This is a genomic window from Variovorax sp. 278MFTsu5.1 (genome assembly GCF_048305045.1).
In the GTDB taxonomy this organism is placed as follows: domain Bacteria; phylum Pseudomonadota; class Gammaproteobacteria; order Burkholderiales; family Burkholderiaceae_C; genus Variovorax; species Variovorax guangxiensis.
In genome coordinates, this window is the sequence record NZ_CP157622.1 from 1,135,653 (window position 1) to 1,160,583 (window position 24,931).

The 24,931-nt window shown below is 68.3% G+C and carries 20 protein-coding genes; 19 read left to right on the forward strand and 1 reads right to left on the reverse strand.

Annotated elements, in window-relative coordinates:
* Positions 1-89 precede the first annotated feature (89 nt).
* On the forward strand, positions 90-1,142 hold the full coding sequence (locus ABL844_RS04950) for a CobW family GTP-binding protein (protein ID WP_418130655.1): 1,053 nt from the start codon (positions 90-92) through the stop codon (positions 1,140-1,142).
* An 88-nt stretch (positions 1,143-1,230) separates the two neighbouring features.
* On the opposite strand, the gene ABL844_RS04955 is transcribed toward ABL844_RS04950, so the two are convergent.
* Positions 1,231-2,739 (reverse strand): YdgA family protein, encoded by a 1,509-nt coding sequence (locus tag ABL844_RS04955; protein WP_418130656.1) that lies wholly within the window; start codon positions 2,737-2,739, stop codon positions 1,231-1,233.
* Positions 2,740-3,144: 405 nt separating this feature from the next.
* Here ABL844_RS04955 and dksA point away from each other — a divergent pair, with 405 nt between their 5' ends.
* From dksA to ftsA, 18 genes are all read left to right on the forward strand, one after another.
* On the forward strand, positions 3,145-4,107 hold the full coding sequence (gene dksA / locus ABL844_RS04960) for an RNA polymerase-binding protein DksA (protein WP_418130657.1): 963 nt from the start codon (positions 3,145-3,147) through the stop codon (positions 4,105-4,107).
* Positions 4,108-4,193: 86 nt separating this feature from the next.
* Positions 4,194-5,840, forward strand: coding sequence for an STAS domain-containing protein (locus tag ABL844_RS04965; RefSeq protein ID WP_418124485.1), 1,647 nt, complete (start codon positions 4,194-4,196; stop codon positions 5,838-5,840).
* Positions 5,841-5,896: 56 nt separating this feature from the next.
* Positions 5,897-6,442 (forward strand): ATP-dependent protease subunit HslV, encoded by a 546-nt coding sequence (gene hslV / locus ABL844_RS04970; RefSeq protein ID WP_418130658.1) that lies wholly within the window; start codon positions 5,897-5,899, stop codon positions 6,440-6,442.
* Between the two features lie 2 nt (positions 6,443-6,444).
* On the forward strand, positions 6,445-7,773 hold the full coding sequence (gene hslU, locus ABL844_RS04975) for an ATP-dependent protease ATPase subunit HslU (protein WP_126021419.1): 1,329 nt from the start codon (positions 6,445-6,447) through the stop codon (positions 7,771-7,773).
* A gap of 272 nt (positions 7,774-8,045) precedes the next feature.
* Entirely contained in the window at positions 8,046-8,474 is a 429-nt protein-coding gene (gene mraZ, locus ABL844_RS04980; RefSeq protein WP_081270207.1) for a division/cell wall cluster transcriptional repressor MraZ, read from the forward strand.
* Positions 8,475-8,482: 8 nt separating this feature from the next.
* Entirely contained in the window at positions 8,483-9,406 is a 924-nt protein-coding gene (gene rsmH, locus ABL844_RS04985; RefSeq protein WP_369659599.1) for a 16S rRNA (cytosine(1402)-N(4))-methyltransferase RsmH, read from the forward strand.
* A 94-nt stretch (positions 9,407-9,500) separates the two neighbouring features.
* Positions 9,501-9,875 (forward strand): cell division protein FtsL, encoded by a 375-nt coding sequence (ftsL, locus tag ABL844_RS04990; RefSeq protein ID WP_418130659.1) that lies wholly within the window; start codon positions 9,501-9,503, stop codon positions 9,873-9,875.
* A complete protein-coding gene (locus ABL844_RS04995; protein ID WP_126021416.1) occupies positions 9,872-11,626 on the forward strand; it encodes a peptidoglycan D,D-transpeptidase FtsI family protein in 1,755 nt (584 codons plus the stop codon). The genes ftsL and ABL844_RS04995 overlap by 4 nt, the downstream gene beginning before the upstream one ends.
* Before the next feature lie 2 nt (positions 11,627-11,628).
* Entirely contained in the window at positions 11,629-13,197 is a 1,569-nt protein-coding gene (locus ABL844_RS05000) for a UDP-N-acetylmuramoyl-L-alanyl-D-glutamate--2,6-diaminopimelate ligase (RefSeq protein WP_418130660.1), read from the forward strand.
* Complete coding sequence (locus ABL844_RS05005) at positions 13,194-14,642, forward strand: UDP-N-acetylmuramoyl-tripeptide--D-alanyl-D-alanine ligase (RefSeq protein WP_418130661.1); 1,449 nt, start codon at positions 13,194-13,196, stop codon at positions 14,640-14,642. Before ABL844_RS05000 ends, ABL844_RS05005 begins: the two co-directional genes overlap by 4 nt.
* Positions 14,643-14,657: 15 nt before the next feature.
* Positions 14,658-15,836 carry a phospho-N-acetylmuramoyl-pentapeptide-transferase gene (gene mraY, locus ABL844_RS05010; protein WP_093299737.1) on the forward strand — a complete coding sequence of 393 codons (1,179 nt, stop codon included), beginning with the start codon at positions 14,658-14,660 and terminating at the stop codon, positions 15,834-15,836.
* A 22-nt stretch (positions 15,837-15,858) separates the two neighbouring features.
* Complete coding sequence (gene murD / locus ABL844_RS05015; protein WP_418130662.1) at positions 15,859-18,036, forward strand: UDP-N-acetylmuramoyl-L-alanine--D-glutamate ligase; 2,178 nt, start codon at positions 15,859-15,861, stop codon at positions 18,034-18,036.
* Positions 18,033-19,331: a putative lipid II flippase FtsW gene (ftsW, locus tag ABL844_RS05020; RefSeq protein WP_126021413.1), complete on the forward strand. Its 1,299-nt coding sequence runs from the start codon at positions 18,033-18,035 to the stop codon at positions 19,329-19,331. Before murD ends, ftsW begins: the two co-directional genes overlap by 4 nt.
* Complete coding sequence (gene murG / locus ABL844_RS05025; protein ID WP_184634735.1) at positions 19,328-20,392, forward strand: undecaprenyldiphospho-muramoylpentapeptide beta-N-acetylglucosaminyltransferase; 1,065 nt, start codon at positions 19,328-19,330, stop codon at positions 20,390-20,392. Before ftsW ends, murG begins: the two co-directional genes overlap by 4 nt.
* Positions 20,389-21,864 (forward strand): UDP-N-acetylmuramate--L-alanine ligase, encoded by a 1,476-nt coding sequence (murC, locus tag ABL844_RS05030; RefSeq protein WP_418130663.1) that lies wholly within the window; start codon positions 20,389-20,391, stop codon positions 21,862-21,864. Before murG ends, murC begins: the two co-directional genes overlap by 4 nt.
* Positions 21,861-22,832: a D-alanine--D-alanine ligase gene (locus tag ABL844_RS05035; RefSeq protein ID WP_184634739.1), complete on the forward strand. Its 972-nt coding sequence runs from the start codon at positions 21,861-21,863 to the stop codon at positions 22,830-22,832. The genes murC and ABL844_RS05035 overlap by 4 nt, the downstream gene beginning before the upstream one ends.
* A 2-nt stretch (positions 22,833-22,834) precedes the next feature.
* Positions 22,835-23,623, forward strand: coding sequence for a cell division protein FtsQ/DivIB (locus ABL844_RS05040; RefSeq protein ID WP_126021409.1), 789 nt, complete (start codon positions 22,835-22,837; stop codon positions 23,621-23,623).
* A 30-nt stretch (positions 23,624-23,653) separates the two neighbouring features.
* Entirely contained in the window at positions 23,654-24,883 is a 1,230-nt protein-coding gene (ftsA, locus tag ABL844_RS05045) for a cell division protein FtsA (protein WP_093196937.1), read from the forward strand.
* Positions 24,884-24,931: the final 48 nt, after the last annotated feature.

The following is a 24,931-nucleotide window of genomic DNA, read 5'->3' on the forward strand; positions in this document are numbered from 1 at the left end:
CAACGCAACTCAGTGGCATTGGCTAAACTGCCGGGCCGCGCCTTCCACGGCCCCCATTTCCCGTTTTCCGCATCCGGAGCACTTTCCCCATGGCCCTCATTCCCGCGACCATCCTCACCGGCTTTCTCGGCTCGGGCAAGACCACGCTGCTCAAACGTATCCTGACCGAGGCCCACGGCCAGAAGATCGCGGTCATCGAGAACGAGTTCGGCGAGGAGAACATCGACAGCGACATCCTCGTGACCGAGTCGAAGGAGCAGATCGTGCAGATGAGCAACGGCTGCGTCTGCTGCACCATCCGCGAAGACCTGCGCGAGGCGCTGCAGCTGCTGGCCGCCAAGAAGCGCCAGGGCTTGCTCGACTTCGACCGCGTGGTGATCGAGACCACCGGCCTGGCCGACCCCGGCCCCGTGGCCCAGACCTTCTTCATGGACGACGAGATCGCCGAAAGCTACCTGCTCGACTCGATCCTCACGCTGGTCGACGCCAAGCACGCGCCGCAGCAGCTCAACGACCGCCAGGAAGCGCGCCGGCAGGTGGGCTTCGCCGACCAGATCTTCATCAGCAAGAGCGACCTGGTCTCCGCCGAGGAGACCGACGCGCTGATCCACCGCCTGAAGCACATGAATCCGCGCGCGCCGCAGCAGAAGGCGCATTTCGGCGAGGTGCCGCTCAAGGACATCTTCGACCTGCGCGGCTTCAACCTGAACGCCAAGCTCGACATCGACCCCGACTTCCTCAAGGAAGACGACCACGACCATCACGACCATGACCACGCGCATGGCGAGCACTGCGACCATCCCTCGCACAAGCACGAAGGCCATGGCCACCATCACCACGTGGACGACGACGTCAAGAGCTTCGTCTACAAGGCCGACCGCCCGTTCGATCCGGCCAAGCTGGAAGACTTCCTGGGCGCGATCGTCAACATCTACGGCCCGCGCATGCTGCGCTACAAGGGCGTGCTGAGCATGAAGGGCACCGAGCGCAAGGTGATCTTCCAGGGCGTGCACCAGCTGATGGGCAGCGACCTGGGCCCGGAATGGGGCAAGGACGAGGCGCGCCAGAGCCGCATGGTGTTCATCGGCATCGAGCTGCCGCGGGAGATCCTGGAACAGGGCCTGGAGCAGTGCCTGGTCTGACCTGAAGAGCCGCTGAAGGCTTCCTGAAGCAAACAAAAACGGCGCTGGCCCACGAGGCCAGCGCCGTTTTCCGTTGGGGCAGGGCGGCTTACTTGCCTGAGCCATTCATGCCGGGCGCTCCGCCCAGCGGCTGGCCGTTGACCTTCAGGTTGCCCTCGCTGAACTCGACCTGGGTGGTGACGTCGTCGCCGTCGCGCTTCACGAAGCCGCTCTGCTCGCCCTGTTCGACCAGGCCGGCCACCATTTCGGGCGGCGGCGTCTGGCCGCTCTCGGCACCAGTCTCGGCCAGCTTCTCCAGCCACTTCATGGGCAGCCGCGCGTGGGCCTTGAGCACGCCGCGCTTCATCATCAGCGCCGTGCCCGGCAGTTGCAGGTCTTCGTCGGTCACACCGGCCATGCCGGCCGAGTAGCCGAGCTCGGCGCGCTTGCCGTCGATCTCGACCAGCAGCTTGTCGATGCCGGCCTCGGGCGCGTACTTGGCCATGGCCTTGAGGTCGGGCGTGAGCTGCTCGGCCAGCGCCTGCATGGCCGCCTGCGAAGCCTTGCTGCCGCCCTTGCCGCAGCCGCTGGCGGCGCTGGACTGCATCCAGGCGTCGGCCAGCTTCCTGTAGCCGGCGCCGTGGATGCGGCGCGCGCCGCTGGTCAGCTCGAACTTGTCGATCTTCGTCTCGCCGATCTTGCCGGTGCCCTTGAGGGTGCCGGTGGAGGCGTAGAGGCCGTCCTTCATGGTCGCGTCGCCCACGAGGTCGATGTTCTGCAGCACGACTGCCGGCAGCGCCTTCGGCGGCTCCGAGCCGTCCTCTGCCGCTTTCTTCCTGACGGCGAACTCCAGCGTGTCGAGCCGGCCCTCGGTCTTGCCGGTGGCCAGGAACCAGCCGGCGCTGCTGTCCATGTCGGCCTTGGCGGTGAGCTTGCCCATCTTCATGGTCACGCCGCTCTTCACGTCGCTGAAGTCGAGGCCGGGCATGTTCAGGTCGTACCGTGCCTGGGTGCGCGCGGCGTTCACGTTCACGCGGGCCTGCAGGCCCTGCCAGTCGAGACGGCCCTTGCCGTCCTCGGACAGCTTGGCGGGGGCGACCGTCAGGTCGGTGGTGAAGGCTCCGTCGAAGCCGACCTTGGTGCGCGCCGACAGGGGCTTGGCCTCGCCGAACAGCTTCTTCAGCTCGGCCTGGGTCTTGGGATCGAGCACCAGTTCGCTGTCGATGGTGGCGGCCGCCAGCGTGCCGCCGGCCAGCGGGCCGTGGTGGATGGTGTCGCGGATGGTCAGGCGCAGCTGCTTCGGCGGCTTGATGGCGGGGGTATCGTCTTCCTCGCCGTCTTCCTTTTCCTCTTCGTCCTGGCCAGCGGTGGGCTGGCTGGCTGCCGGCGCGGCCGCGTCGGCCGCGCAGCCGATTTCCAGCGTGACGGTGCTGACGGCGCCCAGGAAGCCGCGTTCGTACTTGCGCTCGGTCACGCGCACCAGCGCGGTCTGCTTGGGCAGCTCGTCCAGGGCGGTGTCGTAGCGCGACTTGATCTGTGACCCGGCCCACCAGGTGCTGCCGCCGTAGGCGGCGGCGATGGCCGCGGCCAGGACTCCCAAAACTGCTTTCTTGTTCAAGGCTTGTTGCTTTCTTGTATCTGTCTTGCGATTGATCGGAATGATCGGATAGGCCCCCTGCGCCATATGGACAAGGGCCGGGGCCCGCGCGCCGCCCCCTCCGGCGGCGCCGGGCGATGCTAACGGAGTCGGACGACGCGCCGGAACATGTCCCGCGGCTTCGAGTTCTCTATACAATCGCGCGCCTGTTTCGCAAGCCACGTCCTGCTCCCAAGGACAAGATGTGACTTCCGGCACGGGGCGCCGTACGTTTCTGGCGGGCTTTCGGGGGTATAACCCCGGGGTTCGCCACTTGGCGGGCACCCCGACAACGGGAGCCTGCGCGGCCTGGAGGCTGCAAGAGGCTCCCATGGGAGGAGACACCCAGTGAAAGCGCGTTCCAGTTCGTCAAAGGAGCCAGTCACCGTGAAGAAACCCGCCGCCAAGGCCACGCCAGCAACCAAGCCCGCCGCCAAGAAGGCGCCGGCTGCGAAGCAGGCTGTACCTGCGGCCAGGAAGGTTTCCGGTCCCGCGACCAAGGAGAAGAGCGCACCGTCCAAGAAGCCCGCAGCACCACCGGCCAAGGCCGCGACCGCTGCGACCAAGAAGTCCGCCAAGCCTGCAACTGCCGCCACGAAGACCGCGGACGCCGGCTCATCGTCATCCAAACCCGTCGGCCGTCCTGCGGCTGTTTCCTCTGTCCCCCCGATCCCCATGAAAAAAACGGCTGCCGCCTCCACTTCCGCCCCGGCGACACCCTCGATGCCCGCTCAAACAGCCACGCCCGCTCCCGCCGCGCGTGGTGGCCGCGTGTCCCGGCTGTCGCAACTGACCGTCCCCTCGATGCCGCAATCGGTGGCGTCGACGGCCGCCAAGTCCACCTTCTCCCAAAGCCATTCCAACGCGCTGGTGCCTCCGCCGCCCCTCGCCATCAAGAAAGACCCGAAACTGGCCAACAACTGGAAAACCAAGTCGCCCGCGGAACTGAGCGATGCCGAAGTCATCGCCATGCCCGACGACGAGTACATGAACGAAAAGCAGATGGCGTTCTTCCGCCTGAAGCTCGAAGAACTCAAGCGCGGCATCCTCGAGAACGCCGGCGAGACCACCGAGCACCTGCGTGAAGACACGGTGGTCGTGCCCGACCCGGCCGACCGCGCCACCATCGAGGAAGAACATGCCCTCGAGCTGCGCACCCGCGACCGTGAGCGCAAGCTGCTCAAGAAGATCGAGCAGTCGATCCAGCGCATCGACGCCGGCGACTATGGCTACTGCGACGAGACCGGCGAGCCCATCGGCGTCGGCCGCCTGCTGGCCCGCCCGACCGCGACGCTTTCGCTCGAGGCGCAGCAGCGCCGCGAACTCAAGCAGAAGATGTTCGGGGACTGAAAGCCAGCACAAGGTAGATAAAAGCCAGCGTCTTCGATAGCCTCCGCCGAATGCCAAAGGAAGATTCGGGCCGCCTTCTTTCAAAGGTGGCCAAGTTTGTCCGCAATCCCCTGAAGGATTGGTCGGAGCTGGACGCGCCTTCCTCCGCCAGTTCGGCCTCCGATTCCTCGCTGCCCGCGCAGACCTACAGCCGGGAGATGCTCAAGGAGATGATCGAGCGGCGCCAGCGCAACGATTTCGTTCGCCGGCGCGAGTTCGACATGCTGCGCAAGCTGCGCCAGCGCGAGGCCGCGGCGCACGCCTTCGAGGCGACGGTCACGCCGTCTTCGTTCAACGTCAACAGTTCCTCCGAGAGATCGGAAGGCCGCGCGCTCACGCTCAAGAAGATCGACGAGATCGAGCAGCAGATGTCGCAGCAGTGGTGGAAGGGGCGCGGGCCGAACGGCGAGGTGCTGGTCAATCCGCCGCCCGAAGCCGGCGCCGAGACCCTGCCGCCGGTGGACACCGACGAACTGCTGTCGGAGCCGGCTCCGCCGTCCCTGGCGGTGGAGGCGGCACAGGTCGCCGGCGAGGCCGGCGCAGCGCCGGCCGTCGCGGCCAGCGTGCCGCTGCTGTCGTCGCGCCTGGCGCACGATGGCGCGCTCGAGGAAGCGGTGATCCGTTTCGCCCATGGCGACGACACCGGCGCCGAAGCGATCCTGCTGCAGGCGCTGGCTTCGCCCCCCGACAGCGTGTCGCCGGTCGAAAGCGCGACCGACGCAGCCTCCGAGCGCGACGACAACCGCTGGCGGGCTCTCTTCGACCTGTACCGCGCCACCGGCGACGCCGCCAAGTTCGCTGCCGCCCGCATGCGCTATGCGCAGCGCATGCGGCGCATGGGACCCGACTGGGTCTCGCTGGAAGAGCTGGCGCGCAGCGTCAAGGCCGTCACGGCGAGCGAGGAGGCTGCCGGCATCGCCGAAAGCGGCGCTCCCGCCGACTGGACCTGCCCCACGCGCCTCGCGCGCGAAGGCCTCATGGATCTCACCCGCGCGCTGTCGAAGGCGGGCTCGGTGTGGACGCTCGACTGGCGTGGCCTGCATGCCATCGAACCCGAGGCCGCCGCGCCGCTGCGCGTGCTCTTCACCCACTGGGCCGATTCGCCGGTGCAGCTGCGTTTCATGGGCTCGTCGCAGCTGCTGGCCGTGCTGTCCGAGGCCGCGCCCAACAACGAGCGCGGCACCGACGACGTCTGGTGGCAACTGCACCTCGCGGCGCTGCGCATGATGCACCTGCCCGACGACTTCGAGCTGGTGGCGCTCAACTACTGCATCACCTACGAGGTGTCGCCGCCCGCTTGGGCAGACCCGAAGGGCGAGTGCACCACGCTGGCCGCGCCGCCTGCCAGCCGGCCCAGCTCGGTGTGGTCGCTGCTGTCGGTCGGCGGCGATTCGGAGAGTTTTCCTTCCACCGACAGCGGTTTTGCCGCGCTGGCGGGCGACCTGCGGGGCGAGTCGCTGTCGAACTGGCAGCGGCTGGACCACGACCTGCGCCACACCACGGCGCCGGTCATCTCGTGCGCGGCGCTGCTGCGCATGGACCTCGCCGCCGCAGGCACGCTGCTGAGCTGGGTGCGCACGCGCGACGCCAACGGCGAGCGCGTGCAGTTCGTCGACGTGCACCGGCTGGTTGCCGCGCTGTTCAATCTGGTAGGCATCGCCGATCACGCCACGGTGGCCGTTAGGAAAAACTGAAACCCGCACCGCCTTGCGGCGGTTGCATTGCCGCCGCGCACCCCCAGATGGCTGCGATGGAACAGTTTCACGGCACCACCATCGTGAGCGTGCGCCGCAAGACCCCCCAGGGCGACCAGGTCGCCATCGGCGGGGACGGGCAGGTCACTCTCGGCAACATCGTCATCAAGGGCTCGGCGCGCAAGGTGCGCCGGCTGTATCACGGCAAGGTGCTTGCCGGCTTCGCGGGCGCCACGGCGGACGCCTTCACGCTCTTCGAGCGTTTCGAGGCCAAGCTCGAGAAGCACCAGGGGCACCTGACCCGCGCCGCGGTCGAGCTCACCAAGGACTGGCGCACCGACCGCGTGCTGCGCAAGCTCGAAGCCATGCTCGCGGTGGCCGACGCCACCACCTCGCTCATCATCACCGGCAACGGCGACGTGCTGGAGCCCGAGGACGGCGTGATCGCCATCGGCTCGGGCGGCGCGTACGCCCAGTCGGCGGCCAAGGCGCTGATCGAGAACACCGACCTTTCGGCCGAGCAGATCGTGCGCAAATCGCTGGCGATCGCCGGAGAAATCTGCATTTACACGAACATGAACCATACGGTGGAAGCGCTCTGACCATGTCCATGACCCCCCAGGAGATCGTCTCCGAGCTCGACAACCACATCGTCGGCCAGCCGGCAGCCAAGCGCGCCGTGGCCATCGCCCTGCGCAACCGCTGGCGCCGCCAGCAGGTCGACGACAAGCTGCGCCACGAGATCACGCCGAAGAACATCCTCATGATCGGCCCCACGGGCGTGGGCAAGACCGAGATCGCCCGCCGCCTCGCGCGACTGGCCGACGCGCCCTTCATCAAGGTCGAGGCCACCAAGTTCACCGAGGTGGGCTACGTGGGCAAGGACGTCGATTCGATCATCCGCGACCTCGCCGAGATCGCCGTCAAGCAGACGCGCGAGGCGGAGAGCGTGAAGGTTCGCGCGCGCGCCGAGGATGCCGCCGAGGAGCGCATCCTCGACGTGCTGCTGCCGCAAGCGCGCAGCGCCGACGGCACCTCCACCGCGACCGACACCAGCAACGCCACCCGGCAGGCCTTCCGCAAGAAGCTGCGCGAGCACCAGCTCGACGACAAGGAGATCGAACTCGACCTCGCCGAAACCCGTGCGCCGCTGGAGATCATGGGCCCGGCCGGCATGGAGGAAATGACCGAGCAGCTGCGCGGCATGTTCGGCCAGATCGGCGGCGGCAAGCGCAAGATGCGCAAGCTCAAGATCGCCGAGGCGCTGCGCCTCCTGACCGACGAGGAAGCCGCCAAGCTGGTCAACGAGGACGAGATCCGCACGCAGGCGATCGCCAACGCAGAGCAGAACGGCATCGTCTTCATCGACGAGATCGACAAGGTCGCCACCCGCAGCGAAGCCCAGGGCTCCGACGTGTCGCGCCAGGGCGTGCAGCGCGACCTGCTGCCGCTGGTGGAGGGCACGGCCGTCAGCACCAAGTACGGCGTGGTGCGCACCGACCACATGCTGTTCATCGCGAGCGGCGCCTTCCACCTGAGCAAGCCCAGCGACCTCATTCCCGAGCTGCAGGGGCGCTTTCCGATCCGCGTGGAGCTGCAGTCGCTCTCGGTGGCGGACTTCGAGAGCATCCTCACGCAGACGCGCGCCTCGCTGGTGAAGCAGTACCAGGCGCTGCTCGCCACCGAGGGCGTGACGCTCGAATTCACGCCCGAGGGCGTGAACCGGCTGGCCACCATCGCCTTCGAGGTGAACGAGCGCACGGAGAACATCGGCGCGCGCCGTCTGTCGACCGTGATGGAGCGCCTGCTGGATGAGGTAAGCTTCGACGCGACCCGCCTCGAAGGGCAATCGATCCGCATCGATGCCGCCTATGTCGACCAGCGCCTTGCGGCACTAAGTCACGACGAAGACCTTTCGCGCTTCATCCTCTGAAGCAGCTTCTCTCTCCCCCTGTAACGGGGGAATCCTTCACGCATCACTTTCACTGCGTGAGCTAAGTACTTCATTTTCAACGAAATTCGCCGATTCCAAGGATTTGGAATCGGCGCTAAGTCGTTGATTCCATTACAAAAAATAGCCCAAACGGCCAGTTGCTTCCGAAGTGTTTCCTGCTACAGTGCAAAAAAGTGCAGTTAAGTGGGAAAAAGTGCGGGTAGTGCCCCTTTCGGGTGCCGCAGCACTCCCAACACAGGGGTTTCGTGGTCGTGTTTCAAGGCGCTTCATCGCTCAGTCTGGATGCCAAGGGGCGGCTCTCCGTGCCGACCCGGCATCGTGACGTCCTGAGCGCGACGGCAGGCGGCCAGCTCACGATCACCAAGCATCCGCACGGATGCCTGATGGTGTTCCCCCGTCCCGAATGGGAAAAATTCCGCGAGCGCATCGCCGCGCTGCCGATGTCGGCGCAGTGGTGGAAGCGCGTCTTCCTTGGCAACGCCATGGACGTCGAGATGGACGGCACCGGCCGCATCCTCGTGTCGCCCGAGCTGCGCGCGGCGACCGGCATCACGCGCGAGACGCTGCTGCTGGGCATGGGCAACCACTTCGAACTCTGGGACAAGGCCACCTACGAGGCCAAGGAGGCCGAGGCCACCCAGGGCGAGATGCCGGACGTATTCCAGGACTTCGCGTTCTGAGGGGCCCCGTGAACACGCCCTGGACCCACACGACCGTCTTGCTCGGCGAGGCGGTGGAAGCTCTTCTATCCGGCAGCGCCGCTGCTGCCGGCACCTACGTGGACGCCACCTTCGGAAGAGGAGGGCACGCGCGCGCGATCCTCGCGCGGCTGGCGCCGGAAGGCAGGCTCATCGCATTCGACAAGGATGCGGAAGCAGTGGCCGAAGCAGCGCGCATCTCGGATGCGCGTTTTTCCATCCGCCACCAGGGATTCCGCTCGATCGGCGAGCTGCCCGACGCGAGCGTCGCCGGCCTGCTCATGGACCTGGGCGTGAGCTCGCCGCAGATCGACAACCCGGTGCGCGGTTTCAGTTTCCGTTTCGATGGCCCGCTCGACATGCGCATGGACACCACGCGCGGCGAGAGCGTGGCCGAGTGGCTGGCAACGGCCGAACTACAGCAGATTGCAGAGGTGATCCGTGACTATGGCGAAGAACGGTTTGCTGTTCAGATTGCAAAGGCGATTGTTGCTCGCCGACAAGAACGGGGCCCAGTTTCAACCACCACCGAACTGGCCGAGCTCGTGGCTGGCACGGTCAAAACCCGCGAGCCGGGCCAGAACCCTGCAACGCGCACATTTCAGGCTTTTCGGATTTTCATCAACGCCGAGCTTGAAGAGCTGCAACAGGCGCTAGAAGCCAGCCTGTCCATCCTGAAGCCCGGGGGGCGGCTGGCGGTCATCAGCTTCCACTCGCTGGAAGACCGCATCGTCAAGCAGTTCATAGCGAAGCACTCCAAGGAGGTCTACGACCGCCGCGCGCCGTTTGCCGCGCCCAAGGTCATGAAGCTGCGCGCGCTGGAGCGCATCAAGCCCTCGGAGGCCGAGGTGAGCGGGAACCCGCGGGCGCGCAGCGCCATTCTTCGCGTGGCAGAACGCACGGAGGCCGCATGAGCGCCGCCCGGCCGCCCGAAGGCGCTCGCCCCCTCGCTCGCGAGGGGGTTGGCGGAGCCACGCAGTGGTGCAGCCTGGGGGAGGTTCACTAGCCATGGCCCGGATCAACCTGCTCCTGCTGATGGCCGTCATTGCGACGGCTTTGTACCTTGTGCACACCCAGTATCTGTCGCGCCAGCTCTATACCGAGCTCGATCGCGTGCAGCAGGATGCCCGCCGCCTCGAGACCGAGCGCGACCGCCTGCAGGTCGAGAAGCGCGCGCAGGCCACGCCGCTGCGCGTGGAGAAGCTCGCCAAGGAGCAGCTGCAGATGCGCACCACCTCCCCGGCGATCACGCAGTACGTGCGCCCTGACGGCTCCGTGATTCCCGCCGTCGCACCGGTGGCGCCGACGCCCCCCACCACAGGCAAGCCGGCAGCCAAACCTGCGGCCAAGCCGGCCGCAACCGCAGCGAGGGCCGCGCGATGACCCGAGGCAACCGCAGCGTCCGCTACACCACCAGCCCCCTGCTTGCGAGCAAGACGCCGGTGTGGCGCAGCAAGCTCATCGTCGCCGGCATCGCCTTCGGCTTCCTGGTGCTGGCCGGCCGGGCTGCCTACGTGCAGGTCATCGGCAACAGCTTCTTCCAGCGGCAGGGCGAGGTGCGCTTCGCGCGCACGCTGGAGCTGCCGGCCAACCGCGGCCGCATCCTCGACCGCAACGGGCTCATCCTCGCATCGAGCGTGGTCGCGCCCAGCATCTGGGCCATCCCGGAGGACATCGAGCGCGACGACCCCGAGGTGCGCGCCAAGCTCAAGCAGGTGGCCAAGCTGCTGGAGATGCCGCAGAAGGACTTCGACAAGAAGCTGGAAGACGAGGACAAGACCTTCGTCTGGATCAAGCGTCAGGTCGACGAGCCCATCGCCAAGCAGATCGCCGCGATGAACCTCAAGGGCATCTACCAGCGCAAGGAATACAAGCGCCAGTACCCCGAGGGCGAGGCCGCCGCGCACGTGGTGGGCTTCACCAACGTGGAAGACAACGGCCAGGAAGGCATCGAGCTGGCCTTCAACAAGGACCTGGCCGGCAAGGCCGGGTCGCGCCGCGTCATCAAGGACCGCCTGGGCCGCGTGGTCGAGGGCGTGGGCGAGACCGTGCCGCCGCTGGACGGCAAGGACATCCAGCTCAGCGTCGACAGCAAGGTGCAGTTCTTCGCCTACCAGAAGCTGCGCGACGCCGTGACCGCGCGCAAGGCCAAGGCCGGCAGCGTGGTGGTGCTCGATTCCGTCACCGGCGAGGTGCTGGCGCTGGCCAACTACCCGAGCTACGTGCCCGACAAGCGCCAGAACCTCACCGGCGAGCAGCTGCGCAACCGCGCGATCACCGACACCTTCGAGCCCGGCTCGACCATGAAGCCGATCACGGTGGGCATGGCGCTGGAGGCCGGCCGCGTGAAGCCCTCGACCTTGATCGAAACCGGCCCCGGCCGCTACCAGATCGGCGGCTTCACCATCAGCGACACGCACAACTACGGCACGCTGACAGTCGAGGGCGTGATCCAGAAGTCGAGCAACGTCGGTGCGCTCAAGATCGCCCAGAAGATGACCCCGCACGAGATGTGGGACACCTACACTGCGCTCGGCTACGGCCAGAAGCCGCAGATCCAGTTCCCCGGCGCCGTCACCGGCCGGCTGCGGCCCTGGAAGACCTGGAAGCCGGTCGAGCAGGCCACCATGGCCTATGGCTACGGCCTTTCGGCATCGCTTTTCCAGATGGCGCATTCGTACACCGCGTTCGCGCACGACGGCTCGCTCATTCCGGTGACCATTCTGAAGAACTCCGAGCCGCCAGCCGGCGTGCGGGTGTTCTCGCCCTCCAATGCACTGGCGGTGCGCAAGATGCTGCAGATGGCCGCCGGCCCCGGCGGCACGGGCACGCGCGCGCAGACGGTGGGCTACTCGGTCGGCGGCAAGTCGGGCACGGCCCACAAGCAGGTCGGCAAGGGCTATGCCAGCAACAAGTACCGCGCATGGTTCACCGGCATGGCGCCCATCGAGAAGCCGCGCATCATCGTCGCGGTGATGATCGACGAGCCGAGCGACGGCCAGTATTTCGGCGGCCTCGCGGCCGCTCCCGTGTTCAGCGAGGTCGTGCAGCAGACGCTGCGCATGATGAACGTACCGCCCGACCTGGCGGTCAAACCGCTTGTGATGACGCAGGGCGTCGACGAGAGCTTCTGAACATGCTGACCTTCACTTCCCCCCAACTGGTCGCCGCCTGGCTGAAGGAGCGCGCGCCGAACGCCGCGCTGCATGCCGACAGCCGCGCCGTGGGCGCGGGCGACGTCTTCATCGCCTGGCCGGGCGCCGCCACCGACGGCCGCAAGCACGTGGCGGCCGCGCTGGCGCAGGGCGCCGCCGTCTGCCTGGTGGAGCACGAGGGCGTCGAGCCCTTCGGCTTCGACCAGGACGAATACCGCGAGCGCATCGTGAGCTACCCCGGCCTGAAGGCCGCCACCGGCCCGATCGCCTCGGCCTTCTACGACAACCCCTCGGCCCTGCTCGAAGTGCTGGCCGTGACGGGCACCAACGGCAAGACCTCCACCGCATGGTGGCTGGCCGAGTCGCTCTCCACGCTGCGCGCGGCGGGCGGCGTGCGAGTGATGAAGCCCGACGGCACCATGCAGCGCGACGCGCCATCGCCCTGTGCCGTGATGGGCACGCTGGGCATCGGCGTGCCGCCCGAGCTGACCTACACCGGCCTGACCACGCCCGACCCGGTGATGATGCAGCGCGAGCTGCGCGCGCTGGTCACGAACGGCTTCGGCGCCTGCGCCATCGAGGCCTCGTCCATCGGCATCGCCGAGCGCCGCCTCGACGGCGCGCAGATCGCCGTGGCCGTGTTCACCAACTTCACGCAGGACCACCTCGACTACCACGGCAGCATGGACGCCTACTGGCAGGCCAAGGCCGAGCTGTTCCGCTGGCCCGGCCTGCGCGCCGCGGTGATCAACATCGACGACACGCACGGCGCCAGCCTGTGCGCGAACCTGATCGACGCCGGCATCGGTGCGCTCGACGTCTGGACCGTCTCGGCCGCCGGCAAGCCGGCCCGCCTCATGGCGCGCGACATCGGCTACGACGCGCAGGGCCTGCAGTTCTCGGTGGCCGAGCACGGCACGGCTGCCGTGGAGCGCCTGTCGACGGGGCTCATCGGCCAGTACAACGTGTCCAACTTGCTGGGCGTGCTCGGCACGCTGCGCGCGCTGGGCCTCACGCTCGCGCAGGCCGTGGCCGCATGCGCCAACCTCACCAGCGTGCCAGGACGCATGGACCGCGCCGGCACCGGCGAAGGCGCCCCGCTGGCCGTGGTCGACTACGCCCACACTCCCGATGCGCTCGACAAGGCGCTGATCGGCCTGCGCCCGCTCGCAAAGCAGCGCGGCGGCGCACTGTGGTGCCTGTTCGGCTGCGGCGGCGACCGCGACCCGATCAAGCGCCCGATGATGGCCGCCGTCGCCGAGCGCCAGGCCGACCGCGTGATCGTCACCAGCGACAACCCCCGCAGCGAAAAGCCCGACGCGATCATCAGCCAGGTGCTGCGCGGCTTCTCCCGCCCCGACGCGGCGCAGGTGCAGCCCGACCGGGCGGGAGCCATCGCCGACGCCATCGCGCAGGCCGCGCCGCAAGATGTGGTGCTGATCGCCGGCAAGGGCCACGAGGCCTGGCAGGAAATCGCCGGCCAGCGCATCGAGTTCTCGGACAAGGCCCATGCGCTGCAGGCGCTGGCAAAGAGGGGTGCCTCGGCATGAGCGTCACGACCTCGCCCCTGGACATCACCCTGGCCCGGATCCAGCAATGGATTCCGGGTTCTCGCCTCGTGGGCGATGGCTCCATCGTCATCGCCCGCGTGCACACCGACACGCGCACGCTCGCGCCCGGCGACCTGTTCGTCGCGCTCAAGGGCGAGCGCTTCGACGCCAACGATTTCCTGGCCGATGCGAAGAAGCAGGGCGCCGTGGCCGCCATCGCGCACCGCGGGCTGGAGGCCGCGGGCCTCGCCGGCCTCGAGGTGCCCGACTCGCTGGTCGCGCTGGGCGCGCTCGGCGCGGGCTGGCGCGCGCAGTTCGACCTGCCGCTGATCGCGGTGACGGGCAGCAACGGCAAGACCACGGTCACGCAGATGATCGCGGCCGTGCTCTTCGCCTTCCGGGCCGAGCGCTCGCTCGCCACGGCCGGCAACTTCAACAACGAGATCGGCGTGCCGCTCACGCTGCTGCGCCTGCGCGCGCAGCACCAGCGCGCGGTGCTCGAGCTGGGCATGAACCACCCGGGCGAGATCGCGCGGCTGGCGGCCATCTCGCGCCCGACCATCGCGCTGGTCAACAACGCGCAGCGCGAACACCAGGAATTCATGGCCACCGTCGAGGCTGTGGCCATCGAGAACGCCGCCGTGTTCGCCGTGCTTCCGGAAGACGGCACGGCCGTCTTTCCCTACGGCGACGAGTTCACCTCGCTGTGGACCGACATGGCGCACGACGGCGGCTCGCGCCGCTGCCTGACCTTCGGCGAGCACGAGGATGCCGACATCTCGCTGCAGCACGCCGAATGGAAGCAGGGCGCCTGGGCCGTGAGCATCCGCACGCCGGTGGGCGACTTCGACGCGCGCCTGCACATCGCGGGCCGACACAACGTCGTCAACGCGCTCGCCGCCACGGCCTGCGCGCTCGCGGCGGGTGTGTCGCTGGAAACCATCGGCGCCGGCCTCTCGGCCTTCGAGCCGGTCAAGGGCCGCTCGCGCGCCAGCGAAGTCGCGCTGCCCGGCGGCCATGCGATCACGCTGGTCGACGACAGCTACAACGCCAACCCCGATTCGGTGATCGCCGCCATCGACGTGCTCGCCGCCCTTCCGGGCCCGCGCCTGCTGGTGCTGGGCGACATGGGCGAGGTGGGCGACCGCTCGCCCGAGTTCCACGCCGAGGTCGGCGAGCATGCCCGCGAGCGCGGCATCGAGTCCGTCTACACGCTGGGCGACGCTACGTCGCATACCGTCGCCGCCTTCGCCGGTGCCGACGGACACCATTTCAACGAGTTCGACGCGCTGAGCGCGGCCGTGCTCGCACGCCTGCCGCAGGTCGGCAGCGTGCTCGTGAAAGGATCGCGCTTCATGAAGATGGAGCGCGTGGTGCAGGTCGTCGAGGCGCAGGCACAACTACAACAACCACAACAACAAAAGGAGGCCGGTCATGACGCATGAGCCGCGCGAAACCACATGCTGCTGACCCTCGCTCAATGGCTGCAGACGCTGTCGCCCGAGTTCGGGTTCCTGCGCATCTTCCAGTACCTCACCTTCCGCGCGCTGATGGCCGCGCTGACGGCGCTCGTGGTCGGCCTGGTGGCCGGGCCCTACGTGATCCGCCGCCTCACGGCGCTCAAGATCGGCCAGCCGGTGCGCGGCTACGGCATGGAAACGCACCTCACCAAGAGCGGCACGCCCACCATGGGCGGCGTGCTGGTGCTGTTCGCCATCGCCTTCGCCACGCTGCTGTGGTTCGACATCTCCAACAGGTTCGTGTGGATCGTGCTGTGGGTCACCATGGGCTTCGGCGCCATCGGCTGGGTGGACGACTGGCGCAAGGTGGTGCGCAAGGACCCGGAGGGCATGCGCTCGCGCGAGAAGTATTTCTGGCAGTCGGTGGTGGGCCTGATCGCGGCCTTCTACCTGCTCTTCAGCATCTCGGAAAGCTCCAACTGGCGCGTGGTGCAGCTGTTCTTCGCATGGGTGCAGTCGGGCTTCGACCTCGACTTCCCGCCCAAGATCAACCTGCTGGTGCCCTTCTTCAAGGAAGTGAGCTATCCGCTGGGCGGCATCGGCTTCGTGATCCTCACCTACCTGGTGATCGTGGGCGCGAGCAATGCCGTGAACCTGACCGATGGCCTGGACGGCCTGGCGATCATGCCGGTGGTGATGGTGGGCTCGGCGCTGGGCGTGTTCGCCTACGTCACGGGTAGCGCGGTGTATTCCAAGTACCTGCTGTTCCCCAACATCCCCGGCTCGGGCGAGCTGCTGGTGTTCTGCTCGGCCATGGCCGGCGCGGGCCTGGCGTTCCTGTGGTTCAACACGCACCCGGCGCAGGTGTTCATGGGCGACGTGGGCGCGCTGGCGCTGGGCGGCGCGCTGGGCACCATCGCGGTCATCGTGCGCCAGGAGATCGTGTTCTTCATCATGGGCGGCATCTTCGTGGTCGAGGCGATCTCGGTGATGGCGCAGGTCACCTACTTCAAGTACACGAAGAAGCGCTTCGGCGAGGGGCGGCGCGTGCTCAAGATGGCGCCGCTGCACCATCACTTCGAGAAGAGCGGCTGGCGCGAGACGCAGGTCGTGGTGCGCTTCTGGATCATCACGATGCTGCTGTGCCTCGTGGGCCTTTCGACGCTGAAGCTGCGCTGAGAGAGAAAAGAAGAAGACAACCATGCGGCACCTGAAAGACCTCCCCGTCCTCATCCTCGGCCTCGGCGCGTCCGGGCTGGCGATGGCGCGCTGGTGCGCGCGGCACGGCGCGGTCGTGACCGTGGCCGACACGCGCGAGGCGCCGGCATTGCTTCCGACGCTGCGCGAGGAGTTGCCAGGCGTGAACTTCGTCGGCGGGCCGTTTTCGGCCGCGCTGGTCGAAGGCACGCCGATCCGCGCCGTGTACCGTTCGCCGGGCCTTTCGCCGGCGACCATCGCGCCGGTGGCCGATGCGGCGCGTGCCGTGGGCCTGCCGGTCGGTGGCGAGCTGGATCTGTTCGCGCGTGCGCTGCAGGACCTGCGGACGGTGGAAGTGCCGGTGGTCGAGGCCGAACCCGAAGCGGAAGTCGTCGCCGCAACGGAAGCCGAGCCGGTTGCCGAAGCTTCCGCCGAGCCTGAAGCACAGGCCGAGCTGGCGCTGGAAGAGCCTGCGCCCGCCGAGGCCGCAGCTCCGGTCGAGCCTGCAGAAGCACCCGCGCCAGTAGAAACATCGGAAACCGCTGAAGCCCAGCCCGAGCCGGCCGCCCCCGCGATGGCCGAAGCGATGCCGCGCGATCCGTCGATCAGCGTTGCCGTGCCGCCGCCGCAGGAAGGCGAAGTGGCCGTGCCGGCCGAAGCCGTTGCGGAGCCAGCATCCGAAGCCGCGCCTGAACCGGCGCTGGAATCCACCGAAGCAACCAGCGCTGAAGCAGCGCCGGAAGCCCCGGCTGCCGAAGCAGCTCCCGAATCACCCGAAGGCCCGGCAGCGGAGCCCGCACCCGCGCCCGCGCCCGCCACCGTTTCGCGCCTGCCCACCACCGGCAAGCCCTACGTCCCGACCGCCGCCAAGGAAGCCGCGGAGTTCGTCGCGCGCATCGCCGAGCTCTCCGTCACCAACCCGGCCTCGGCGGCCGTCGAGGAAGAGCCGTCGCCGCAGCTCGAACTGGCACCGCCCGTCGAACCCGAAGCGCCCAAGGGCTACACGCCCGCGGTGCTCGCCATCACCGGCACCAACGGCAAGACGACGGTCACCTCGCTCACCGGCCAACTGGTCGAGCGCGCGGGCAAGACGGTGGCCGTGGCCGGCAACATCGGCCCGACGCTGCTCGACACGCTCTCGGCGCATATGGACGCCGAGACGCTGCCCGACGTGTGGGTGCTGGAGTTGTCCAGCTTCCAGCTCGACGGCGTGCAGGGCTTCGAGCCCACGGCCGCGACGGTGCTCAACCTCACGCAGGACCATCTGGACTGGCACGGCGACATGGCCGCGTACGGCGCGGCCAAGGCGCGCATCTTCGGCGCGCACGGGCTCATGATCCTCAACCGCGACGACGCCGGCGTGATGGCGATGCTGCCCGCGCCCGTCAAGGTCAAGCTGCAGCGCCCGCAGATCCGCACGCATGTCACCTTCGGTTCCGCGATGCCGCTGCGCCCGGGCGACTACGGCATCGAGCGCGTGAACGGCATGGCCTGGCTGGTGCGCGCGCTGGAAGCCGACGAAACGCAGAAGCGCAAGCGTGGTGCCGTGGTCGAGGAAGAGATCTTCCTGCAGCGGCTGATGCCCGCCGACGCGCTGCGCATCCGCGGCCGCCACAACGCCATGAACGCGCTCGCGGCCCTGGCGCTGGCCAGTGCCGCCGGCTGCCCGCTGAACGCCATGCTCTACGGCCTGCGCGAATACCAGGGCGAGCCGCATCGCGTCGAGCCCATCACCGTCATCGACGAGGTCGAGTACTTCGACGACAGCAAGGGCACCAACGTGGGTGCCACCGCCGCCGCGCTGACCGGCCTGGGCGAGGAGCGCCGCGTGGTCGTCATCCTCGGCGGCGAAGGCAAGGGGCAGGACTTCGAGCCGCTGGCCGCGCCCGTTCGCCAGTACGCGCGCGCCGTGGTGCTCATCGGCCGCGACGCGCCGCTGATCGAAGCCGCGCTGGCATCGACGGGCGTCTCGCTGCTGCACGCCGCCTCGATGGACGAGGCGGTGAAGCTCGCGTCCGCGCGCGCCAACCCCGGCGATGCCGTGCTGCTGTCACCGGCCTGTGCGAGCTTCGACATGTTCAAGGACTACGCGCACCGCGCCGAGGTGTTCCGCGAGGCCGTGCAGGCCTACGAGGACAGCCCGCGCGGCCTGGGCGACTCGACGACGGAGGAACAGGTTTGAACTCTGCCGCATCGGGCGCCACGCCCAACGCACGCACCAGCCGCTTCGGCGGCTGGTTCAGGCGCGCGCGCAGCGGGATCGACTCGCTGCCTGTGCACCTGCCCGTGCGGCTGGGCGGCGCCGGCATCGCGCAGACCAAGGCCACGCCGATGCGCGTGCTGGGCTTCGACCAGGCGCTGGTCTGGGTCACGGTGGCGCTGCTGACCTGGGGCCTGATCATGGTGTATTCGGCCTCCATCGCGCTGCCCGACAACCCGCGCTTCGCGCGCGCGGGCTACAGCGCCTCGTATTTCCTCACGCGGCACGCGGCCTCGGTGGTGTTCGCCTTCATCGCCGCGCTGCTGACCTTCCAGATCCCGATGAAGACCTGGGAGCGCGCCGCGCCCTGGCTCTTCGTGGCCTCGCTGCTGCTGCTGGTGGCTGTGCTCATTCCGCACATCGGCATCAACGTGAACGGCGCGCGCCGCTGGCTGCCGATGGGCTTCATGCGCTTCCAGCCGTCGGAACTGGCCAAGCTCGCGATGGTGCTCTACGCCGCCAGCTACATGGTGCGCAAGATGGAGATCAAGGAGCGCTTCTTCCGCGCCGTGCTGCCCATGGGCGTGGCGGTGGTGGTGGTCGGCATGCTGGTGATGGCCGAGCCCGACATGGGCGCCTTCATGGTGATCGCCGTGATCGCCATGGGCATCCTGTTCCTGGGCGGCGTGAACGCGCGCATGTTCTTCCTGATCGCCGCGCTGGTGGTGGTGGCCTTCGGCACCATCGTCGCGAGCAGCCCGTGGCGCCGCGAGCGCATCTTCGCGTACCTCGATCCGTGGAGCGAGGAGCACGCGCTGGGCAAGGGCTACCAGCTTTCGCACTCGCTGATCGCCATCGGCCGCGGCGAGATCTTCGGCGTCGGCCTGGGCGGCAGCGTCGAGAAGCTGCACTGGCTGCCCGAGGCGCACACCGACTTCCTGCTGGCCGTGATCGGCGAGGAGTTCGGCCTCGTCGGCGTGCTGCTGATCATCGGCCTGTTCCTCTGGCTCACGCGCCGCATCATGCACATCGGCCGCCAGGCCATCGCGCTCGACCGCGTGTTCTCGGGCCTCGTGGCCCAGGGCGTGGGCGTGTGGCTGGGCTTCCAGACCTTCATCAACATGGGCGTGAACCTCGGCGCGCTGCCGACCAAGGGCCTGACGCTGCCGCTGATGAGCTTCGGCGGCTCGGCCATTCTGATGAACCTGGTGGCGCTGGCGATCGTTCTGCGCATCGATTACGAAAACCGAGTGCTGATGCGCGGAGGTCGCGTATGACGGGCCGCACCGCGCTCGTCATGGCCGGCGGCACTGGCGGCCACATCTTCCCCGGCCTCGCTGTGGCCGAGGCCCTGCGCGAGCGCGGCTGGAAGGTGCACTGGCTGGGCGCCCCCGGCAGCATGGAAGAAAAGCTGGTGCCGCCGCGCGGCTTCGCCTTCGAACCCGTGCAGTTCGGCGGCGTGCGCGGCAAGGGCCCGCTCACGCTGTTCCTGCTGCCGCTGAAGCTGCTGCGCGCCTTCTGGCAGAGCCTGGGCGTAGTGCGCCGCGTGAAGCCCGACGTGCTGGTGGGCTTGGGCGGCTACATCACCTTCCCTGGCGGGATGATGGGCGTGCTGGTCGGCAAGCCGCTGGTGCTGCACGAGCAGAACTCGGTCGCCGGCCTCGCCAACAAGGTGCTGGCGGGCGTGGCCGACCGCGTGTTCACCGCCTTTCCCAACGTGCTGAAGAAGGCGCAGTGGGTGGGCAACCCGCTGCGCGCGGCCTTCACTTCCAAGCCGGCGCCGGCCGAGCGCTTCGCAGGCCGCAGCGGTCCGCTGAAACTGCTTGTGGTCGGCGGCAGCCTTGGCGCTCGCGGTCTCAACACCGTGGTGCCGCAGGCACTCGCGCGCATCGCGCCGGCCGAGCGCCCGCGGGTGCTGCACCAGAGCGGCGCCAAGCAGATCGACGAGCTGCGCGCCAACTACGAGGCCGCGGGCGTCGAAGGAGAGCTAACGCCCTTCATCGAAGACACGGCGCAGGCCTATGCGGACGCCGACATGATCGTCGCGCGCGCCGGTGCCAGCACCGTCACAGAAATCGCGGCCGTCGGCGCAGCAGCGCTGTTCGTGCCTTTCCCCTCGGCGGTCGACGACCACCAGACCACCAATGCGCGCTTCCTCGTGGACGCGGGCGGCGGCTGGCTGGTGCAGCAGGCCGACCTCACTCCTGAATTGCTGGCTGACTTGCTACAGAAAACCGGGCGCGATGCGCTGATAGAGAAGGCCGAGAAGGCCAAGACCATGCAGAAGACCGAAGCCGTCGAGGCGGTCGTCCGCGCCTGCGAGGAGCTTGCCAAATGAAGCACGCGATTCGTCACATCCATTTCGTGGGCATCGGCGGCTCCGGCATGAGCGGCATCGCCGAAGTGCTGCTGAACCTGGGCTACAAAATCACCGGCTCCGACCTGGCCGACAGCGCCACGCTGCGCCGGCTCGCGGGCCTGGGCATCGGCACCTTCGTGGGCCACGCGGCCGCGCATATCGACGGCGCGGATGCGGTCGTCACGTCGACGGCGGTGCAGCCGGACAACCCCGAGGTGCTGGCTGCGCGCGAGAAGCGCATTCCGGTGGTGCCGCGCGCGCTGATGCTGGCCGAGCTGATGCGCCTGAAGCAGGGCATCGCCATTGCCGGCACGCACGGCAAGACCACCACCACCAGCCTGGTGGCGAGCGTGCTCGCGGCCGCCGGGCTCGACCCGACCTTCGTGATCGGCGGGCGCCTGAACAGCGCCGGTGCCAACGCGCAGCTCGGCAGCGGCGACTACATCGTGGTGGAGGCCGACGAGTCGGATGCCTCGTTCCTGAACCTGCTGCCGGTGATGGCGGTGGTGACGAACATCGACGCCGACCACATGGAGACCTACGGGCACGACTTCGCGAAGCTCAAGAAGGCTTTTGTCGACTTCCTGCACCGCATGCCGTTCTATGGCGTGGCCATTCTGTGCACCGACGATCCGGCGGTGCGCGAGATCGTGGCCGACGTGACCTGCCCGGTCACCAGCTACGGTTTCGGCGAGGACGCCCAGGTGCGCGCCATCGACGTGCGCGCCGTTGGCGGCCAGATGCATTTCACCGCGCAGCGCCGCAACGGAGTGACGCTGCCCGACCTGCCCATCGTGCTGAACCTGCCGGGCGAGCACAACGTGCGCAATGCGCTGTCGGTGATCGCGGTGGCGGTGGAACTCGGTATTCCCGACGAAGCCGTGCAGCGCGGGCTTGCAGGCTTCAAGGGTGTGGGCCGCCGTTTCCAGAGCTACGGCGACGTGGCTGTGCAGAGCGGGGATGCTGCCGGCACCTTCACGGTGATCGACGACTACGGCCATCACCCCGTGGAGATGGCCGCCACCATCGCGGCCGCGCGCGGCGCATTCCCGGGCCGCCGGCTGGTGCTGGCCTTCCAGCCGCACCGCTACACCCGCACGCGCGACTGCTTCGAAGACTTCGTGAAGGTCATCGGCACGGCCGACGCGGTGCTGCTCGGCGAGGTCTATGCCGCCGGCGAGGCGCCCATCGTGGCGGCCGACGGCCGCACGCTGGCGCGCGCGCTGCGCGTGGCGGGCAAGGTCGAGCCGGTCTTCGTCGACGACATCGCCGCGATGCCGCGCGCCATTCTCGACAACGCCCGCCCGGGCGACGTGGTGCTCTCGATGGGCGCGGGCTCCATCGGCGCGGTGCCGGCCAAGGTGGTCGAGCTCGGCGCGGCCGGTGCCGCGACCGGCGCCTCTGCCCCTTCAACATCCGAGCGCGGTTCGCGCAAAGGGAGGGCCTCATGAGCCTCCAGGACCCCAAACTCTTCGGCAAGGTCGCCGTGCTCTTCGGCGGCAGTTCCGCCGAGCGCGAGATCTCCCTGATGTCGGGCACAGGCGTGCTCGAAGCGCTGCGCTCGCGCGGCGTGGACGCGCATGCCTTCGACCCGTCGCAGCGCGACCTGTCGGAGCTCAGGAGCGAAGGCTTCGCGCGCTGCTTCGTCGCGCTGCACGGCCGCCACGGCGAGGACGGCACCGTGCAGGGCGCGCTCGAGCTGCTCGGCATTCCCTACACCGGCTCTGGCGTGATGGCCTCCAGCGTGGCGATGGACAAGGTCATGACCAAGCGCATCTGGCAGGCCGACGGCCTGCCCACGCCCAAGTACGTGCGCCTGGCCTTCGACCAGCAAAGCCGCGAGCAGGTCAGGGCGGTGCCCGACGTGCTCGGCCTGCCGCTGATCGTGAAGCCGCCGCGCGAAGGCTCGTCCATTGGCGTGACCAAGGTGCAAGGTTATTCAGAGATGCAGGACGCGGTGGCGCTGTCGGCCAGGTACGACGCCGACGTGCTGTGCGAGGAATTCATCGAGGGCGAGGAAGTGACTTGCGCCGTGCTCGGCCACGGTCTCGACGCGCGCGCGCTGCCGGTGGTGCGCATCGCCGCGCCCGAGGGCGCCTATGACTACCAGAACAAGTACTTCACCGACGACGTGAAGTACCAGTGCCCGAGCGGCCTGCCCGAGGCCGAGGAGCACGAGATCCAGCGCATCACGCTGGCCGCCTACCGCACGCTCGGCTGCCGCGGCTGGGGCCGCGCCGACGTGATGATCCGCGCGAGCGACCGCAAGCCCTTCCTGCTGGAGATGAACACCTCGCCCGGCATGACCAGCCATTCGCTGGTGCCGATGTCCGCCCGCGCCGCGGGCATCGCGTACGAGGAGCTGTGCCTGCGGGTGCTGGCTTCCGCGACGCTGGACGCGACGGGAGGCTCGCTATAGCCATGGCCGACAGCATTCCAGCGCCCTTCGACGTCAAGCTCATGAACATCGTCGCCAACCTTGCGTTCGCGGCGGTGGCGCTCATGCTGCTTGCCGCGGGTGCGTGGTGGGTGCTGCGCCAGCCTTTCTTCCCGATCGCCGGCATCAAGGTGGACGGCGAGGTCACGCACAACAACGCGGTCACGCTGCGCGCCAACGTGGCGCCGCAGCTGTCGGGCAACTTCTTCACCATCGACCTGGCCCGCGCGCGCGCGGCCTTCGAGTCGGTGCCGTGGGTGCGCAGCGCGGTGGTGCGCCGCGAGTTCCCGAACAAGCTGCGCGTGACGCTGACCGAGCAGGTGCCGGTGGCCAACTGGGGCGACGAGGCGGGCTCGAAGCTGATCAACGGCTTCGGCGACGTGTTCGAGGCCAACGTGGCCGAGGTGGACGACAACCTGCCGCGCCTGGACGGCCCGATCGAGCAGGCCGGCCAGGTGCTGGGCATGTACCGCGTGCTGCAGCCGCAGTTCCAGCCCTACGACCTGGGGATCGACGAGCTCACGCTGTCGAGCCGCGGCAGCTGGAAGGTGGTGCTCGACAGCGGCGCCGAGATCGAGCTCGGCCGCGGCCAGAGCGAAGAGGTGACGGCCCGCCTGCAGCGCTTCCTGAAGACCGTGACCCAGGTCGCGGGCCAGTACCGCCGCACCATGGCCGACGTCGAAGGCGCGGACCTGCGCCACAACGACGCGTATGCCCTGCGGCTGCGCGGCGTCACCACGGTCTCGCCCGAGGCCCCAAGAAAAATCAAGTAGCGAATACCGAGGAATCGAGGACATATCCCAATGCCCAAAGAATACAAAGACCTGGTCGTAGGACTCGACATCGGCACCGCCAAGGTGATGGTGGTCGTGGCCGAGGTGCTGCCCGGCGGCGAGCTCAAGCTGGCCGGCCTGGGCATCGCGCCGAGCAACGGCCTCAAGCGCGGCGTGGTGGTGAACATCGACGCCACCGTGCAGAGCATCCAGCAGGCGCTGAAAGAGGCCGAGCTGATGGCCGACTGCAAGATCAGCCGCGTCTACACCGGCATCACCGGTAGCCACATCCGCGGCATCAACTCCAGCGGCATGGTGGCGGTGAAGGACAAGGAAGTGACGCCCGCCGACGTGGCCCGCGTGGTGGAGACGGCACGCGCCATCAACATCTCCAGCGACCAGCGCCTGCTGCTGGTGGAACCGCAGGAGTTCGTGATCGACGGCCAGGACGTGAAGGAGCCGATCGGCATGAGCGGCATGCGCCTGGAAGCCAAGGTGCACATCGTGACCGGCGCGCAGAGCGCGGCCGAGAACATCATCAAGTGCGTGCGCCGCTGCGGCCTGGAAGTCGACCAGCTGATGCTGAACCCGCTGGCCTCCAGCCAGGCGGTGCTGACGGAAGACGAGCGCGAGCTGGGCGTGGTGCTGGTGGACATCGGCGCCGGCACTACGGACGTGGCGATCTTCACCAACGGTGCGATCCGCCACACGGCGGTGATCCCGATCGCGGGCGACCTCATCACCAGCGACATCGCGATGGCGCTGCGCACTCCGACGAAGGACGCGGAAGACATCAAGGTCGAGAACGGCTTCGCCAAGCAATTGCTGGCCGACCCCGAGACGCAGGTGGAAGTGCCGGGCCTGGGCGACCGCGGCCCGCGCATGCTGAGCAAGCAGGCGCTGGCCGGCGTGATCGAGCCGCGCATCGAGGAGATCTTCTCGCTGGTGCAGCAGGTGGTGCGCGAGTCGGGCTACGAAGAGGTGCTCTCGTCGGGCGTGGTGCTCACGGGCGGCAGCGCCGTGATGCCGGGCATGGTGGAGCTCGGCGAGGACATCTTCCTCAAGCCCGTGCGTCGCGGCATCCCGAAGTACTCGAGCGCGCTGTCGGACATGGTCGCGCAGCCCCGCGCCGCGACGGTGATGGGCCTGCTGGAGGAAGCACGCTTCGCGCGCATGCGCGGCTTCAAGGTCGCGCAGAAGAATGGGTCGGTAAAGACTGCATTCGGACGTTTCAAGGACTTCATCGTGGGGAATTTCTAGCCATGATCAAGTCTCCACTCTGGCTCGCGCGTGGCAGCCCTCCCATGC

Coding starts and splice junctions, on each gene's coding strand:
- ABL844_RS04950 (WP_418130655.1), top strand. CDS start 90: ATGGCCCTCATTCCCGCGACCATCCTCACCGGCTTTCTCGGCTCGGGC.
- hslV (WP_418130658.1), top strand. CDS start 5,897: ATGGAACAGTTTCACGGCACCACCATCGTGAGCGTGCGCCGCAAGACC.
- hslU (WP_126021419.1), top strand. CDS start 6,445: ATGTCCATGACCCCCCAGGAGATCGTCTCCGAGCTCGACAACCACATC.
- ftsL (WP_418130659.1), top strand. CDS start 9,501: ATGGCCCGGATCAACCTGCTCCTGCTGATGGCCGTCATTGCGACGGCT.
- ABL844_RS04995 (WP_126021416.1), top strand. CDS start 9,872: ATGACCCGAGGCAACCGCAGCGTCCGCTACACCACCAGCCCCCTGCTT.
- ABL844_RS05000 (WP_418130660.1), top strand. CDS start 11,629: ATGCTGACCTTCACTTCCCCCCAACTGGTCGCCGCCTGGCTGAAGGAG.
- ABL844_RS05005 (WP_418130661.1), top strand. CDS start 13,194: ATGAGCGTCACGACCTCGCCCCTGGACATCACCCTGGCCCGGATCCAG.
- mraY (WP_093299737.1), top strand. CDS start 14,658: ATGCTGCTGACCCTCGCTCAATGGCTGCAGACGCTGTCGCCCGAGTTC.
- murD (WP_418130662.1), top strand. CDS start 15,859: ATGCGGCACCTGAAAGACCTCCCCGTCCTCATCCTCGGCCTCGGCGCG.
- murG (WP_184634735.1), top strand. CDS start 19,328: ATGACGGGCCGCACCGCGCTCGTCATGGCCGGCGGCACTGGCGGCCAC.
- murC (WP_418130663.1), top strand. CDS start 20,389: ATGAAGCACGCGATTCGTCACATCCATTTCGTGGGCATCGGCGGCTCC.
- ABL844_RS05035 (WP_184634739.1), top strand. CDS start 21,861: ATGAGCCTCCAGGACCCCAAACTCTTCGGCAAGGTCGCCGTGCTCTTC.
- ABL844_RS05040 (WP_126021409.1), top strand. CDS start 22,835: ATGGCCGACAGCATTCCAGCGCCCTTCGACGTCAAGCTCATGAACATC.
- ftsA (WP_093196937.1), top strand. CDS start 23,654: ATGCCCAAAGAATACAAAGACCTGGTCGTAGGACTCGACATCGGCACC.